Annotated in this window: 14 protein-coding genes; 8 read left to right on the forward strand and 6 right to left on the reverse strand. The window is 69.0% G+C overall.

Annotated elements, in window-relative coordinates:
- The first annotated feature begins 62 nt into the window (after positions 1-62).
- The 3 genes from UAA55_RS18290 (at position 63) to mutT (ending at position 3,096) form a co-directional block, all read left to right on the forward strand.
- Positions 63-1,010 (forward strand): peptidylprolyl isomerase, encoded by a 948-nt coding sequence (locus tag UAA55_RS18290; protein WP_322954551.1) that lies wholly within the window; start codon positions 63-65, stop codon positions 1,008-1,010.
- A 233-nt stretch (positions 1,011-1,243) separates the two neighbouring features.
- The gene (argJ, locus tag UAA55_RS18295; protein WP_322954553.1) at positions 1,244-2,476 is read left to right on the forward strand and encodes a bifunctional glutamate N-acetyltransferase/amino-acid acetyltransferase ArgJ; all 1,233 of its coding nucleotides are present in this window, start codon (positions 1,244-1,246) and stop codon (positions 2,474-2,476) included.
- A 179-nt stretch (positions 2,477-2,655) separates the two neighbouring features.
- Complete coding sequence (mutT, locus tag UAA55_RS18300; protein WP_322954555.1) at positions 2,656-3,096, forward strand: 8-oxo-dGTP diphosphatase MutT; 441 nt, start codon at positions 2,656-2,658, stop codon at positions 3,094-3,096.
- Positions 3,097-3,160: 64 nt separating this feature from the next.
- Here the strand turns inward: mutT and UAA55_RS18305 are convergent, their stop codons facing one another.
- On the reverse strand, positions 3,161-4,078 hold the full coding sequence (locus UAA55_RS18305; protein WP_322954556.1) for a methyltransferase domain-containing protein: 918 nt from the start codon (positions 4,076-4,078) through the stop codon (positions 3,161-3,163).
- A gap of 101 nt (positions 4,079-4,179) precedes the next feature.
- On the opposite strand from UAA55_RS18305, the gene UAA55_RS18310 reads away from it, so the two are divergent.
- The 3 genes from UAA55_RS18310 to UAA55_RS18320 all read left to right on the forward strand — a co-directional run bounded on the left by UAA55_RS18310 (position 4,180) and on the right by UAA55_RS18320 (position 6,166).
- Positions 4,180-4,938, forward strand: a complete 759-nt coding sequence (locus UAA55_RS18310) for a ComF family protein (protein ID WP_322954557.1) — start codon at positions 4,180-4,182, stop codon at positions 4,936-4,938.
- A gap of 101 nt (positions 4,939-5,039) precedes the next feature.
- A complete protein-coding gene (gene grxC / locus UAA55_RS18315) occupies positions 5,040-5,321 on the forward strand; it encodes a glutaredoxin 3 (protein ID WP_088872197.1) in 282 nt (93 codons plus the stop codon).
- Positions 5,322-5,323: 2 nt separating this feature from the next.
- Positions 5,324-6,166: a carbon-nitrogen hydrolase family protein gene (locus UAA55_RS18320; RefSeq protein WP_322954559.1), complete on the forward strand. Its 843-nt coding sequence runs from the start codon at positions 5,324-5,326 to the stop codon at positions 6,164-6,166.
- A gap of 6 nt (positions 6,167-6,172) precedes the next feature.
- Here UAA55_RS18320 and mazF read toward each other — a convergent pair whose 3' ends face one another.
- The 3 genes from mazF to hppD all read right to left on the reverse strand — a co-directional run bounded on the left by mazF (position 6,173) and on the right by hppD (position 8,024).
- Positions 6,173-6,505 (reverse strand): endoribonuclease MazF, encoded by a 333-nt coding sequence (gene mazF, locus UAA55_RS18325; protein WP_322954561.1) that lies wholly within the window; start codon positions 6,503-6,505, stop codon positions 6,173-6,175.
- A complete protein-coding gene (locus tag UAA55_RS18330; RefSeq protein WP_145619310.1) occupies positions 6,505-6,747 on the reverse strand; it encodes an AbrB/MazE/SpoVT family DNA-binding domain-containing protein in 243 nt (80 codons plus the stop codon). Before UAA55_RS18330 ends, mazF begins: the two co-directional genes overlap by 1 nt.
- Before the next feature lie 152 nt (positions 6,748-6,899).
- On the reverse strand, positions 6,900-8,024 hold the full coding sequence (gene hppD, locus UAA55_RS18335) for a 4-hydroxyphenylpyruvate dioxygenase (protein ID WP_322954564.1): 1,125 nt from the start codon (positions 8,022-8,024) through the stop codon (positions 6,900-6,902).
- Positions 8,025-8,162: 138 nt separating this feature from the next.
- Between hppD and UAA55_RS18340 the strand changes: the two genes are divergently transcribed.
- Both UAA55_RS18340 and phhA read left to right on the forward strand, forming a co-directional pair.
- Complete coding sequence (locus tag UAA55_RS18340; protein WP_322954565.1) at positions 8,163-8,654, forward strand: Lrp/AsnC family transcriptional regulator; 492 nt, start codon at positions 8,163-8,165, stop codon at positions 8,652-8,654.
- Between the two features lie 146 nt (positions 8,655-8,800).
- Positions 8,801-9,673: a phenylalanine 4-monooxygenase gene (gene phhA, locus UAA55_RS18345; RefSeq protein ID WP_322954566.1), complete on the forward strand. Its 873-nt coding sequence runs from the start codon at positions 8,801-8,803 to the stop codon at positions 9,671-9,673.
- Positions 9,674-9,692: 19 nt separating this feature from the next.
- On the opposite strand, the gene UAA55_RS18350 is transcribed toward phhA, so the two are convergent.
- Both UAA55_RS18350 and UAA55_RS18355 read right to left on the reverse strand, forming a co-directional pair.
- The gene (locus UAA55_RS18350; protein WP_322954567.1) at positions 9,693-10,373 is read right to left on the reverse strand and encodes an SDR family NAD(P)-dependent oxidoreductase; all 681 of its coding nucleotides are present in this window, start codon (positions 10,371-10,373) and stop codon (positions 9,693-9,695) included.
- 1,235 nt (positions 10,374-11,608) lie between these two features.
- The gene (locus tag UAA55_RS18355) at positions 11,609-13,867 is read right to left on the reverse strand and encodes an SIS domain-containing protein (RefSeq protein ID WP_322954569.1); all 2,259 of its coding nucleotides are present in this window, start codon (positions 13,865-13,867) and stop codon (positions 11,609-11,611) included.
- Positions 13,868-13,918 lie beyond the last annotated feature (51 nt).

A 13,918-nucleotide genomic window follows, 5' to 3' on the forward strand; every position in this document is an offset into this window, starting at 1 on the left:
CCCTGGTCCCTAGCGTCGCGCCGTTTTTTGATGCAGCCCCAGTCCTCGAGGAATTCAGCTCCATGTATGTGAAGATGTTGCGTGCCGCGCTGCTGACCGCGGCTTTCGGGTCCCTGGCCGGCACCGCCCTGGCCGCTGACACCCCGGCCAAGGCTGCCGCCCCCGCCGCCGCGCCGGCCGCCGGTTCCCCGGCCGCCGCCACGGACGACCCGGTGGTGGCCCGCGTCAACGGCAAGGAAATCCACCGGTCGGAAGTGCTGGCCGAATACAGCCAGCTGCCGGCCCAGACCCAGCAGCAAATTCACCTGAACGAAGCCTACCCGCGCGTTCTGGAGAACCTGGTGACCGCCCGCCTGCTGGCGGACGCCGGTTACAAGGACAAGCTGCAGGACAGCAAGGAGGTGAAGACCGAGCTGAAGCACGCCGAAGAGCGTTTCGTGCAGCAGGCCTACATCCGCAAGCAGGTCGACGCCCGCATGAACGAGGCGCTGCTGAAGAAGAAGTACGATGAGATGGTGAAGGCCATGCCGGCCGAGGACGAGGTCCGCGCCCGGCACATCCTGGTGAAGACCAAGGAAGAGGCCGACGCGCTGATCAAGCAGATCCAGGGCGGCGCCGACTTCGCCAAGCTGGCGTCGGAGCAGCAGATCGACAAGAACTCCGCCGCTTCGGCCGGTGACCTGGGCTACTTCACGAAGGGCGACATGGTCGCCCCCTTCGCCGACGCCGCCTTCGCCATGAAGCCGGGCGAGGTCAGCAAGACCCCGGTGAAGACCGACTTCGGTTGGCACGTGATCAAGGTCGAGGACCGCCGCAAGCGCCAGGCCCCGCCGTTCGAGCAGGTGAAGGGCCAGGTCGCCCAGGCCGAAGCCCAGGATCTGGCCGCCCAGGTGGTGGAAGATCTGCGCAAGGGCGCCAAGGTCGAGGCCTTCGACATCACCGGCAAGCAGGCCATCTCCCTGACCCCGCCGCCGGCCGCCGCCAAGCCGGCCGCCCCCGCCAAGCAGTAAGGCGGGCGGGAAGGCGTGGGATGATCAGCCTTCCCACGCCGCCAAGCTAGCGAAGGGCGCAAGCATCGCCGATGGCGGGCTTGCGCCCTTTTGCTGTTCGCGTTCCGCTCAAGCGCGGGAAGTCCGTTTTCGATTTTATTCGTCACGGATTTCGGCCTATTTTCTGCGCCGTTTGCCTGGGCTTCTCCCGGGCCTCCCCATCCGAACCGTCCGCCTTCAACGGAGCGATCCCCATGGCCCTCAAGGTCTCCCCCCTGGCGCCCGACGCTTTCCCCACCCTGTCCCCCGTGGCCGGCGTCCGCCTGGCGGCGTACAACTGCGGCATCCGCTACAAGGGCCGGGATGACCTGATGGTGGCCGAGCTGGCCCCCGGCACCACCGTGGCCGGCGTACTGACCCGCTCGCTGACCGCCAGCGCGCCCGTGCACTGGTGCCGTCGTGGCCTGGCCGGGGGTAGCGCCCGCGCCCTGGTGGTGAACTCCGGCAATTCCAACGCCTTCACCGGTGCCGCCGGCGAGTCGCTGGTGTCCCAGACGGTGGCCACGGCGGCCCAATTGGTGGGCTGCAAGCCGGAGGAGGTCTTCGTCGCCTCCACCGGCGTCATCGGCCAGCCCCTGCCGGCCGACAAGATCGCCCAGCACCTGGGCGCCGCCTGGGCCCAGATGGACGCCGGCAACTGGGACGTGGCCGCCCGCGCCATCATGACCACCGACACCTTCCCCAAGGGGGCGGTGACCACCTGCGTCATCGATGGCAAGACGGTGACCCTCAACGGCTTCGCCAAGGGTAGCGGCATGATCGCCCCCGACATGGCGACCATGCTGGGCTTCCTGTTCACCGATGCCGCCATCACCGCCCCGGTGCTGCAGAAGCTGCTGTCGCGCGCCACCGACCGCAGCTTCAACTGCGTGACGGTGGACGGCGACACCTCCACCAGCGACACGGTGATCCTGGTGGCCACCGGCCAGGCCGGTAACGCCCCCATCACCGACGCGACCGATCCGCGCCTGCGGCCTTTCGCCAAGGCGCTGGACGCTGTCTGCCTGGACCTGGCCCAGCAGATCGTGCGCGATGGAGAGGGGGCTACCAAGTTCGTGACCTTGACCGTGACCGGTGCGGCCAGCAACCAAGCGGCCAAGCGCATCGCCCTGACCGTCGCCAACTCCCCCCTGGTGAAGACGGCCGTGGCGGGTGAGGACGCCAATTGGGGCCGCATCGTCGCCGCCGTGGGCCGCGCCGGTGAGAAGGCCGACCGCGACAAGCTGGTGATCAGCATCGGCGGCGTGCAGATCTGCGCCAACGGGATGGAGGTCCCGGGTTATGACGAGGCGCCGGTGGCCGCCCACATGAAGGGGCAGGAGATCGACATCCAAGTCGACCTGGGCCTGGGCCGGGGCAAGGCCACGGTGTGGACCTGCGACCTGACCCACGGCTACATCGACATTAATGGGAGCTACCGCAGCTAAGCTGCGGGAGTTTTTACTGTTCCCTCAGGCGGCGGGCGCGGGCATCCGCCCGCTTGCCTTGTCCTCAGTTTTCAGTCCACTGCGTTCCCCGAAAATCTCCGGCGGACGCGGTCGCGTCCTACAGCGGCATGAAGAGTTCATGCCGCTGGCTTAAGCAGAGAGAGCCTATGGCGGATGAGATGACCCCTTGCTGGGACGGCCAACCCGAGCCGACGGAGCCGGTCCGTACCGTCCTGGTCGCCGCCGTGGCCCTGATCGACGCCGACGGGCGGGTGCTGCTGGCGCAGCGTCCGCCCGGCAAATCCCTGGCCGGCCTTTGGGAATTCCCCGGCGGCAAGGTCGACCCCGGCGAGACGCCGGAGGTGGCGCTGGTGCGGGAATTGCGGGAGGAGCTGGGCATAGACACGCGCACCGGCTGCCTGGCGCCCTTCACCTTCGCCAGCCACCGCTATGAAACCTTCCACCTGTTGATGCCGCTGTACGTCTGCCGCGTCTGGCAGGGCACGCCCCAACCGCTGGAGGGCCAGTCCCTGGCCTGGGCGCGGGTGGACCAGCTGAACGACTACCCCATGCCCCCGGCCGACGTGCCGCTGGTGGCCATGCTGCGGGATTTGCTCTAAACCCCCCCTTCACGGCGGCCGGGACGCGACCCGGCCTGCACGACAACGGGCCGGCGCCGGGGGGCTAATTTTTAAGCGGATTGATCTCTTCCGCACCCAGCGCGTCGGCCAGGCGCAGCTTGGCGCTGCCCCGGCGCAGGGGCTTCTGCTGGCTCTCGTCGGGGGCCCAGCCGGCCAGGTACAGCACCTGGAAGCTGGCCTCGATGCCGCCTTCGCCATCGGGATACAGTTCCTGGTAGCGCTCCGCGGCCTGGGTGAACAGGTCGCTGGGGCTCACGGCCTTGCGGCTGTCCAGCACGGCGTTGGTCTCGCCCATGCCCCGCAGATCCTGGATCAGGCGGAAGGCGTGGGGGTAGCTGACGGTCAGCATGTCGCTGTCCACCACCGGCAGGGCGAAGCCGGCACGTTGCAGCAGGCCGCCAGCGTCGCGGACCTCGGCCATGGGGCTGATGCGGGGTGACAGGCCACCCATCAGGCCCATCTCCGCCTCCATCAGGCTGCGGCGCAGCTCGAACAACGTCTCGCCGCCCAGGATGGCGCCCAGGAACAGCCCGTCGGGCTTCAAGGCCCGGCGGATTTGGATCAGCGCGCCGGGCAGGTCGTTGACCCAATGCAGGCTCAGCGCGCTGACCACCAGGTCGAAACTGCCCTCGGCGAAGGGCAGGAACTCCTCGTCCGCCGCCACCGTGGGCAGGCCGGGCATGCGCCTGGCCGCCTCGGCCGCGAACCGGGGGGACAGGTCGGTCGCCACCACCTGGGCGATGCTGGGCACGGCCGCCAGGGCCTGCGCCACCTCCCCGCCGTGGCAGCCCAGGTCCAGGGCCACGCGGAAATCGCGCTTGATGTCGGCCAGGCGTTCCACCAGGCGGCCGACCACCTCGGCCTTCAGGAAATCGAAGCCGTCCCATCCAGCGGCGGCCCGGTCGCGGTGGGCCCGCACGCGGCGGCGGTTGAAGACGGTCATGCTGTCGGCGTCGCTCATGGGGCCGGTATAGGCCCTTCATTGGCCGGAGCAACAGGAATTTGCGGGGCAGGGGCGCTTATGCGCTATCATGGCGCGAACGCCTCGGGGGATATGCGCGCATGGGCCATTGGGGACAGGGGGTGGAGGCCAGGGTGCGCGCCGCCGGCGTGCGCCTGCTCGACCTGGTCTTGCCGCCGCGCTGCCTGGGCTGTGGCGAGGCGGTGGCCGCCGCCGGCACGCTGTGCGGCGCCTGCTGGCGGGGTGTCGGCTTCATCACCGCGCCACAATGCGCCGCCTGCGGCCGGCCCTTTCCCCACGACATGGGCGCCGACGCCCTGTGCGCCATCTGTGTCGCCGCCCCGCTGCCCTTCGGCCGGCTGCGCGCCGCCGTGCTCTATGACGATGCCAGCCGCCCGTTGATCCTGGGCTTCAAGCATGGCGATCGGACGGAAGCCGCCCCCCTGCTGGCCGGCTGGATGGCGCGGGCTGGCGCGGAGCTGCTGGCGGAGGCCGACCTGATCGCGCCCGTGCCCCTGCACCGCTGGCGCCTGTTCGCCCGGCGCTACAACCAGGCGGCTCTGTTGGCCGCCCGCTTGGGGCGGCTGAGTGGGGTGAGGGCGGTGCCCGACCTGCTGGCGCGCCGCCGCCGCACGCCCAGCCAGGGCAGCCTGTCGCGCGAGGGGCGGGCGCGCAACGTGGCTGGCGCCTTCGCCCTGCGCGCCGGCCGGCCGGTGAAGGGGCTGCGCGTCGTGCTGGTGGACGACGTCTACACCACCGGTGCCACGGTGGCGGAATGCGCCCGCGTGCTGCTGCGGGCGGGGGCGGCGCGGGTGGAGGTGCTGGCCCTGGCCCGGGTGCTGAAGGCGGAGGAAGTTTAGAAACACTCCAAACTCAGGGCAGGGTTGCGCACCCACCCTTGGCGCTGCGCCGCCGATGCGCCAATATTTCAGGTAAATCATTTCCTCAGGAGTTTGGGCCCATGCCCCGCGTCGAGATCTACACCAGCCCCTACTGCCCCTATTGCCACCGCGCCAAGCGCCTGCTGGACAGCAAGGGCGTGCAGTATGAGGAGATCGACGTCATCGCCAACCCGTCGCGCAAGCCGGAGATGATCCAGCGCGCCGACGGCCGCACCACCGTGCCGCAGATTTTCGTGGATGGTGAGGGCCTGGGCGGCAGCGACGACATCCACGCCCTGGATCGCGCCGGCAAGCTGAACGCCAAGCTGGGCCTGGACCAGCTGGCCTCCGGCACCGCCTGAGCATGACGGCCGCCCCCTTCTCGGGTGTCTTGCGCGCGGCGGTCCTGCAGATGACCGCCGGGCCGGAGATCGCGGCCAACATGGACGCGGCCGCCGAGCTGCTGCACCAGGCCAGGGACCAGGGGGCGGCGTTCGCCACCCTGCCGGAAAACGTGGCCCGCATGGTCCAGGGCCGCGAGCGGGTGCTGGCCGGCGCTTATGAGGAAGAGGCGCATCCGGCGCTGGCGCGCTTCCGCGAGCTGGCGGCGGAGACCGGGCTGTGGCTCATGACCGGCACCCTGGCCTGCCTGACGGGGGATGGCCGCGCCGCCAACCGCTGCTTCGTCATCGACCCGGCGGGCCAGGTGCTGGCCCGCTACGACAAGCTGCACATGTTCGATGTGGAACTGGCGAATGGGGAGCGCTACCGCGAAAGCGCCACCTTCCGTCCCGGTGACAGCGCCCGCGTGGTCGACACCCCCTGGGGTGGGCTGGGCCTGACCGTCTGCTACGACGTGCGTTTCCCCCAGCTGTTCCGCGCCCTGGCCAAGGCCGGCGCCCGCCTCATCACCGTGCCGTCCGCCTTCACCGTGCCCACCGGCCGCGCCCACTGGCATGTGCTGCTGCGGGCCCGCGCCATCGAGACCGGCTGCTGGGTCCTGGCCCCCGCCCAGGTGGGCACTCACGACGGCGGCCGCGCCACCTATGGCCACGCCCTGATCGTCAGCCCCTGGGGCGAAGTCGTGGCCGACGCCGGCGGCGAGGTTCCCGGTGTGCTGGTGGCCGATTTGGACCTGTCCAAGGTGGATGAGGCGCGGTCCATGGTGCCCAGCCTGCTGCACGACCGGGCGTTCGAGGGGCCGTGAGGCAATTCACGGCTTGCCGATGAGGGCCGAGGCCTTGCGGCGAACCTCTGATAGCTCCGCTTCGTCGATCTTGCCTTTGAACTCAACCTGCCGGGCTTGCCAGTCCAGGCTTTTCACCTGGTCGGCCAAAACCGCCTGCTTCTTGTCTGGACCGATCAGCACTTCGAAGGGATAACCCTTGATCTGTGTCGTCATCGGACAACACAGCATCAAGCCGGCGCGTCGATTATAGGCCGCCGGGCTTAAGACCACGGCTGGCCGGTGTCCGGCCTGCTCATGCCCCGCTTGCGGGTTGAATTGCAGCCACACGACATCCCCGGCATCCGGGATGTAGCCCATTACGGGATTTCCTTGCCGACCGACGGTCCGTAGTCGACTTCGACATGGCGATTTTCCGGGGTTATGCCGGCAATCAAATCCGCCAGGTCGTAGTCGTCCTTGCGCACCGGCTCGATCACGATGCGGTTGCCCTCTTCCCGAATATCGACTGTGGCATCGACCTCTAGCCCGACCGCTTCCATGATCGCCACGGGAATGCGGACTGAGGCGCTGTTTCCCCATTTCCTTACGGTCACGCGCATGCCCGGCCCTTTCGCGACGTCGAGACAATGTCGATACGTTAGCGTAGGCGGGGGCGTTGTCAACGTCACCGGAGCTGACGCGGGGATAGGGCCCAACGAAAAAGGCGGCACCCTCGCGGATGCCGCCCGTCGTTTTGTTACCGGAACAGACCTTACTCAGCGACCTTCAGCACGCCGCGGCGGATCTGGTCGCGTTCCATGCTGACGAACAAGGCGCGGAAGTTGCCTTCGCCGAAGCCCTCGTCGCCCTTGCGTTGGATGATCTCGAAGAAGATCGGGCCGATGGCCGTTTCGGTGAAGATCTGCAGCAGGTAGCGGTTGTCCTTGCCGTCCAGCAGGATGCCGCGCTTCTTCAATTCCTCCACCGGCTGGCCGTGGCCGGGCAGGCGCTCTTCCAGCATCTCGTAGTAGGTGTCGGGCGGCGGCGTCATGAACTTCACGCCGGCGGCCTTTAGCTTGTCCCAGGTGGCGATGATGTCATCGGTCAGCAGGGCGATGTGCTGGATGCCCTCGCCCTTGTAGGCCTCGATGAACTCCTGGATCTGGTCCAGCTTGTCGGCACCCTGCTCGGATTTCAACTCGTTGATCGGAATGCGGATCTTGCCGCAGGGGGCGGTCAGCGCCCGGCTGGTCAGGCCCGTGTACTCACCCGTGATGTCGAAGTAGCGGATCTGGCGGAAGCCGAAGATCTTGCCATAGAACTCCGAGATCGGGTCCATGCGGCCCTTGCGGACGTTATGGGTCAGGTGGTCGATCAGCTTCAGGCCGGCGCCCACCGGGTTCTGGTCCGCACCTTCGATGGGCACGAAGTCGATGTCGTAGATGCTGGGGCTGTTGTACCGGTCCACCAGGTACAGCAGGCTGCCGCCGATGCCCTCGATCGCGGGGATGTTCAGCTCCATGGGGCCGACGGTGCCCTTCACCTCCTTGGCGCCCTGGGCCACGGCGTGCTTCAGGGCTTGCGCCGCGTCCTTCACGCGGAAGGCCATCGCGCAGGCGCTGGGGCCGTGCTCACGGGCGAAGCGCTGGGCCAGGCTGTCCGGCTCGGCGTTGACGATGAAGTTGATGTCGCCCTGGCGGTACAGCACCACGTTCTTGGAGCGGTGGCGGGCCACCTTGGTGAAGCCCATGGCCTCGAACAGGCGGCCCAGAGCCTCGGTGTCCTCCGCCGTGTATTCCACGAACTCGAAGCCATCGGTGCCCAGCGGGTTCTCCCACAGGTCGCCGCCGGCGACGGCTTCGGCAACGGGGGAGGAGGGGGTGGTCGGGGTGGACATGGCGGGTCGCTCTCCCTGTTAGAAGCAACAATCCCCCTGATGATACGCCCGGCGGCCGGGCATTTCCTTGCGAAGTCTGCCGCATTTGTCCAAGATTGAGCAACGTTGTGCTCAAGAAACTCTTAAGGCGGCATCACTATGGGTAAATCCAGTCTGGACGCGGCAGATCTGCGCATCCTGGACACGTTGCAGCGCAACGGGCGCCTGTCCAACGTCGACCTGGCGGAGGCGGTGGGCCTGTCGCCCTCGCCCTGCCTGCGCCGGGTGAAGGATCTGGAGGACCAGGGCTACATCCAGGGCTACGCCGCCATCCTGGACCGGCGCCTGCTGGGCCTGGGCGTCGTCGCCTTCGTCGAGGTCAAGATCGACCAGAACGCGGAGGGCGATGCCGTGTTCCGCCGCCTGGTCAGCCAAATCCCCGAGGTGGTGTCCTGCTTCGTGATGACCGGCACCATGGACTATCTGGTGCAGGTGGTGGTCAGCAACCTGGAGGCCTTCGCCGAGGTCTCGATGAAAAAGCTGCTGCAGATCCCCGGGGTGAAGGATGTGCGCTCCAGCTTCGTGCTGGACGTGGTCAAGCACTCCACCGCCGTGCCCTTGCCGTCGGTGGCCGAACTGGCGCGGGACTGAAATTTCTTCCCAGCACAAGATTGCTAAGCTGGCCGCTCAAACGGCAGGAAGTGGTTTTCGGCGAGGGTCGCCGGGGCATGATCGCAAGGAAATGGTGCCGATCCAGCGATAAAATGGTTCCAGAACCCAGCCAGGGAGATGGAGCCATGAGCAGCAGCGCGCCGGTCGACACCAAGGGCAAGTCCGACACCCCCCTGCGCGGCGACTACAGCGCCATGGCGGCCGACTACACCGTGCCCCAGGGCTGGGAGAAGATCACGGCGGAGGAGCACGCCCGCTGGCGCACGCTGTATGAGCGTCAGTCGGCCTTGCTGCCCCGCTACGCCGCCCCGGAATTCATGGAGAGCCTGGCGCGGCTGGACGCCCGCGACGGCGTGCCCCATTTCGACCGCGCCAGCGAGCTGTTGCACAAGGCCACCGGCTGGGCCCTGGTCGCGGTCCCCGGTTTGCTGCCCAATGATGTCTTCTTCAACCACTTGGCGGAAAAGCGATTTCCGGTGACCAACTGGATCCGCCGCGCCGACGAGATGGACTACTTGGTGGAACCGGACGTGTTCCACGACTTCTTCGGCCATGTGCCCCTGCTGATGCATCCGGTCTTCGCCGACTACCTGCAGGCCTACGGCAAGAAGGGCGCGGAGGCCGAGGCCCATGGCGGGCTGGAGCGCCTGGCACGCCTCTACTGGTACATGGTGGAATTCGGCCTGATCAACACGCCGCAGGGCCTGCGCGCCTACGGCGCCGGCATGCTGTCCTCCCGCGGGGAGACGCAGTACTGCATCGAGAGCCCCCAGCCCAACCGCGTGGGCTTCGACCTGGAACGGGTGATGCGCACCCGCTACCGCATCGACGACTACCAGGAAACCTACTTCGTGTTGGACAGCTTCGAGCAGCTGTTTCAAGCCACGGCGCAGGATTTCGTTCCGCTTTACGACAAGCTCGCCGACCTGCCGGACCTGCCGGCGGACCAGGTGCAGGCGGGCGACAAGGTGTATACCGTCGGCCGCCGGGCGGCTTAGGTTTAGCCCAGGTAGCGCCTTAGGGACTGGGCCGCAGCGTCTGCCCGATCATGGCATAGGCGTCGTCGCTGGCCAGGAAGACGTAGGCCGGGGTGATGCCGGCCCAGTCCTCTTCCTCGCCGTCGGCGTCCGGCGGCAGGTGGCCGGGGCAGACGCAGTTGGCGGTGATGTCGCTGTCGCCGAACTCATGCACCAGGCTGCGGGTGAAGCCCAGCAGCGCGGAGGCGGCGGCGCCGTAGGCGGTCATGCCGCGCGCGCCTTCCATCGCCGTGCTGTCCACCGTGGTGACGATGCGGCCATAGCTGCGCGCCCGCATCAGGGGCAGCAGGTGGCGCACCATCAGGAAGGTGCTGCCCATGTTGGCGGCCATGGTGGCCTCGAACAGCTCCAGCGTCATGCCGTCGAAGGCCTGCTTCAGGCGGAAGCCGGCGTTGTTGATCAGGATGTCAACATGGTCGAAGGCGGCGATGGCCGCCTCCGCCACCGTATAGGCGCCTGCCGGCTGGGTGACGTCGGCCTGCACCACGATGGCGGTGCGGCCCAGCGCCTGCACTTGGCGGGCGGTTTCCGTGGCCGCCGCCTGTTCATCGGGCAGCAGGTGGTGCAGGACGACGTTGGCGCCCTGCTGCGCCAGGGCGACCGCGATGGCGCGTCCCAGACCGGACGCCGCCCCCGTCACCACCGCTGTCCGGTTCGCCAAACGCCCCGCCCGCTGCATCGTCGTTCCCACCCTGGAAAATCAGGCCCGGCGGATCAGATCCGCAGGCGTGGACAGGATAAGGTCGCGGGGGGCCAGCTTCTCCAGGAAAGCGGCGAAGCCGCCATCCTTCCCACCCCCTGGCCCACCCCCTGGGCCCTTCCCGTCATCGGCCGTGTCCGCGTGTCCCGCCTCATGGTAGGCATCGAACAGGTCCTCGTACAGGCGCAAATCCTTCAAGATTGCAATCTTCTGCTGCAGCGAGGCCTGGCTGACCAGCGCCAGGTGCAGCAGCACCAGGCCGTCCGGCGTCCAGTTGGGTTCGCGCATCAGGGGCAGCAGCGCCAGGGTCTGGGCGCCGCTTGCCCCGCCCGACAGCATGCCGCGGCCCAGGCGCAGGGCGCGGCGCTTGCCGCCCGTGGCCGGTGCCGGCTGGTCATGGCGCGAGGCGACACCCTTGGCCCGGCCGCTGCGCTCCACGGCCCGCAGCAGCGGCGTGCCATCGGCGCCGTCGCCGGCGGGATGGTAGCGCACCCCCCCTTCCACCCCGATGACCAGGGTGGACAGGGCGATCAGCAACTGGCGCTCCGGCTCCGCCAGGTCGGCGGGGGCGGCGCCCAGGTCGGCCAGGGCCGCCAGCAGCAGGGGGCTGATCTCGCGGCCAGGGCGGGAGATGCCCACGGTCACGGTCTTGGCCTGGTGGCGGATGGTGTCGATGGGGCGCGACGTCTCCTCGAACACCAGGCGCAGCAGATCCTGGCCCCGAATGATGGCGGCCGCGCGCTCCGGCTTGCCGCCCGGCGTGTCCAGCATGGGCAAGGCCGATGTCAGCTTGGCCAGGCGGGCGGCGTAGCTGGCGGGCAGGGCCGCGTCCAGCTGGCCGTCGGCGATGCGGTCGATGATGGCGGCCAGGCTGGTGGCCACCGGCGTCACCGGCCGGTCGGGATCGGTCAGCGCCTGGTCCAGCACCGCCGACACCTCACGGAAGGGCCGCGATTCGGCGTCGATGGCCAGGGCGGCGTGGAAGCCCCACAGATGGCCGGCCACCGTGGCGATGATGAAATCCAGGCCGGCGCCGGCCGACGGCAGGTGCACCACCGCCTCGGCATAGGGGGCGAAGCAGGTCTCGCCCTTGGCGGCGAAGACGATGGGTTTGCCGTTGTGCGCCTTGAAGATGGCCACTTCCTTGGCCGTGTCCTGGGCCAGCAGGGGCGCCAGGTCGTTGGCCACCACCAGGGTCAGGGGCTCGGTCGACAGGTCGATATGCTTCTTGTCCTCGGTGTAGTCGACCGGGATGGACTTGTAGCAAAGCTCCGACAGCTTGATGCGGATCTCTTCGGCCGCGACCTTGTTGGCGCCGTTGCCCACCACCGCCCAATAGCGGTTGCGCGGGGCGTAGGCCCGGGCGCAGGCGGCGATGGCGCTTTCGTCGTCCAGCACCTCCTGGATACGCTGGGGCAGGGCCTCCAGCGCCACCATCTCGTCATGGATCTGCTGGGGGGCAGGGTGCCCAGTGCGTCGGCCAGGCACAGGGCGGTCAGCTTGCCGGCGGCCACCTGGCTGTAGAAGGCCTTGGTGGAGGCGACCGCCATCTCGATGTCGCGGCCGTCGCTGGTGAACAGGTGGCTGTCCGACTTGCGCACCAGCGGGCTGTTGCGACGGTTGACGATGGCGTGGATCCAGGCGCCGGCGGCGCGGGCCAGATCCACCGTGCGATTGGTGTCGGTGGTGGTGCCGCTCTGGCTGATGGCGATGACCAGGGCGTCGTCCAGGCTCTTGCCGTCCAGGTTGGTGGACAGTTCGGACGCCTTGGCGCTGGCCACCGTCACCGGCGCCTTGTCCAGCGCCAGGCGGATCAGGTGCTCGATGCCCATGGCGGCGATGGCGGCCGTGCCCTGGCCGGTCACCAGGATGCGGCGGATGGGTGGCTTGGCCGGGTCGGCCAGCCGGGCGCGCAGGCCCGCCCAGGGGCCCGTGTCGGCGCCGCCGGCGGCGCCGAGGTCGAAGCTGACGCGGCGATCCTGGCGGCGGTAGCGGCCGGCCAGGGTCTTGCGCACGCTGGCCGGGGCCTCGTGCACCTCCTTCTCGAAAAAGTGATCGTGGCGGCCGCGGAAGATGTCGCGGGAGAAAATCTCGATGGTGTCGGCCTTCAGGCTGGCCGGGGCGCCGTCGTCCACCGTGCGGGCCGCCAGCGCCGGCTCGCCCGCCGCCGTCGACAAGGTGACGGCCAGCCCGCCGCGCTCCACCTGCGCCAGGGGGATGGAGCGGCGGGCGCGGGGCGCCAGGCCGTAATTCTCCGACGCGATGATCAGGCCGTCATTGACCTCGGCCACGAACAGGCTCTGCCCGCTGCCCTTCTGGCCCAGCTGCAGCCGCTCCGGATCGGCCGGGTGCTGCAGGATGATGGCCATGGACCCGTCCAGCCGCCGGATGGTGGCCAGGAAACGGTCGGCGTTGCCGCCGCCATTGCCCGTGGCACCCTCCAGGCGGAACAGCACCGGGATGACCTTGGTATCGGTGGTGGTGTCGGTGGGCAGGGCGTGGCCGGTGCCCTCGATGGCGCTCTCGGTCAGGGCCCGGTAATTGTCGATGTCGCCGTTCAGGGCGACCATGGCGTCGGCATCGGCGTCCAGCGCCGTGGCGGCCTTGCCGGCACCCGCCTCGTTCAACAGGCGGGCGTTCAGCGGGTGGCAGTTGGGCAGGCTGATGGCGCCGTGCGAGGCCCAGCGGGTGTGGGCGATGGCGCTGAAGCCGTCGGCGTGGCGCGCCACCGCCCACAGCACGGCGTCGGCGCGCATGCGGCCGCGCAGGAAGGCGCCGTTGTCGCCCAGGCGGCCGATCAGGGTCGCGACCTTGTAGGTGAAGCGCACGGTGGTACGACCGTCGGGCAGGACGTGCAGGGCCAGGCCCTCATGCCGGTCGCCCACCGCCAGCCGCTCGGCCGCCCCGGCGCGCAGGGCCGCCGGCAGGTCGTCCAGGGTGTAACGGCGGTCGATGGTGATCTGCAGGGCGATGCCGGCGCTGTCGCGCCCGCGCACCTCCAGCCGGTCCAGATTCTCCAGCACCTGTTCCGCGGCCCAGGCCACGGCGTGCTGTGGCCGGGTGGAGGCGGCGCCATCCGGCAGCAGGGCCAGGGTGCGGCCGATGTTGCCCAGCACCTCGGTACGCAGCTGCCAGGCATAGTCGCGCAGGCGCTCCGCCGTGCGTTCCACCGCCACGTCGCGGGCGGCCTCGCCGGATCGCAAGGCGGCCTCCAGCGCGTCAACGCGGTCGGCCACGGCCGTCAGCAGGGCGGTGGCGGCCGTGTCGGCCACGGCGGCCATGTGCGTGGGGAAGGCCATCAGGTCGGTGAAATGCGCCACCAGCCCGTCCAACGCGGCGTCGATGGCGGCGGGTTCGCTCGCCTGGGCCAGCCCATCGGCCACGGCCTTCAGCCATGACAAATCCGCCGTGCGGGTCCAGTTGCGATTACCCAGGAAACCGGCGATGCCGCACATCGTTCACCTCACTCAAGCAAGACCGCAGTCATAGTCCAGGCCGGGGCCGGG

The sequence above is a fragment of the Nitrospirillum guanabarense genome (assembly GCF_034653355.1).
Classification (GTDB): Bacteria; Pseudomonadota; Alphaproteobacteria; order Azospirillales; family Azospirillaceae; genus Nitrospirillum.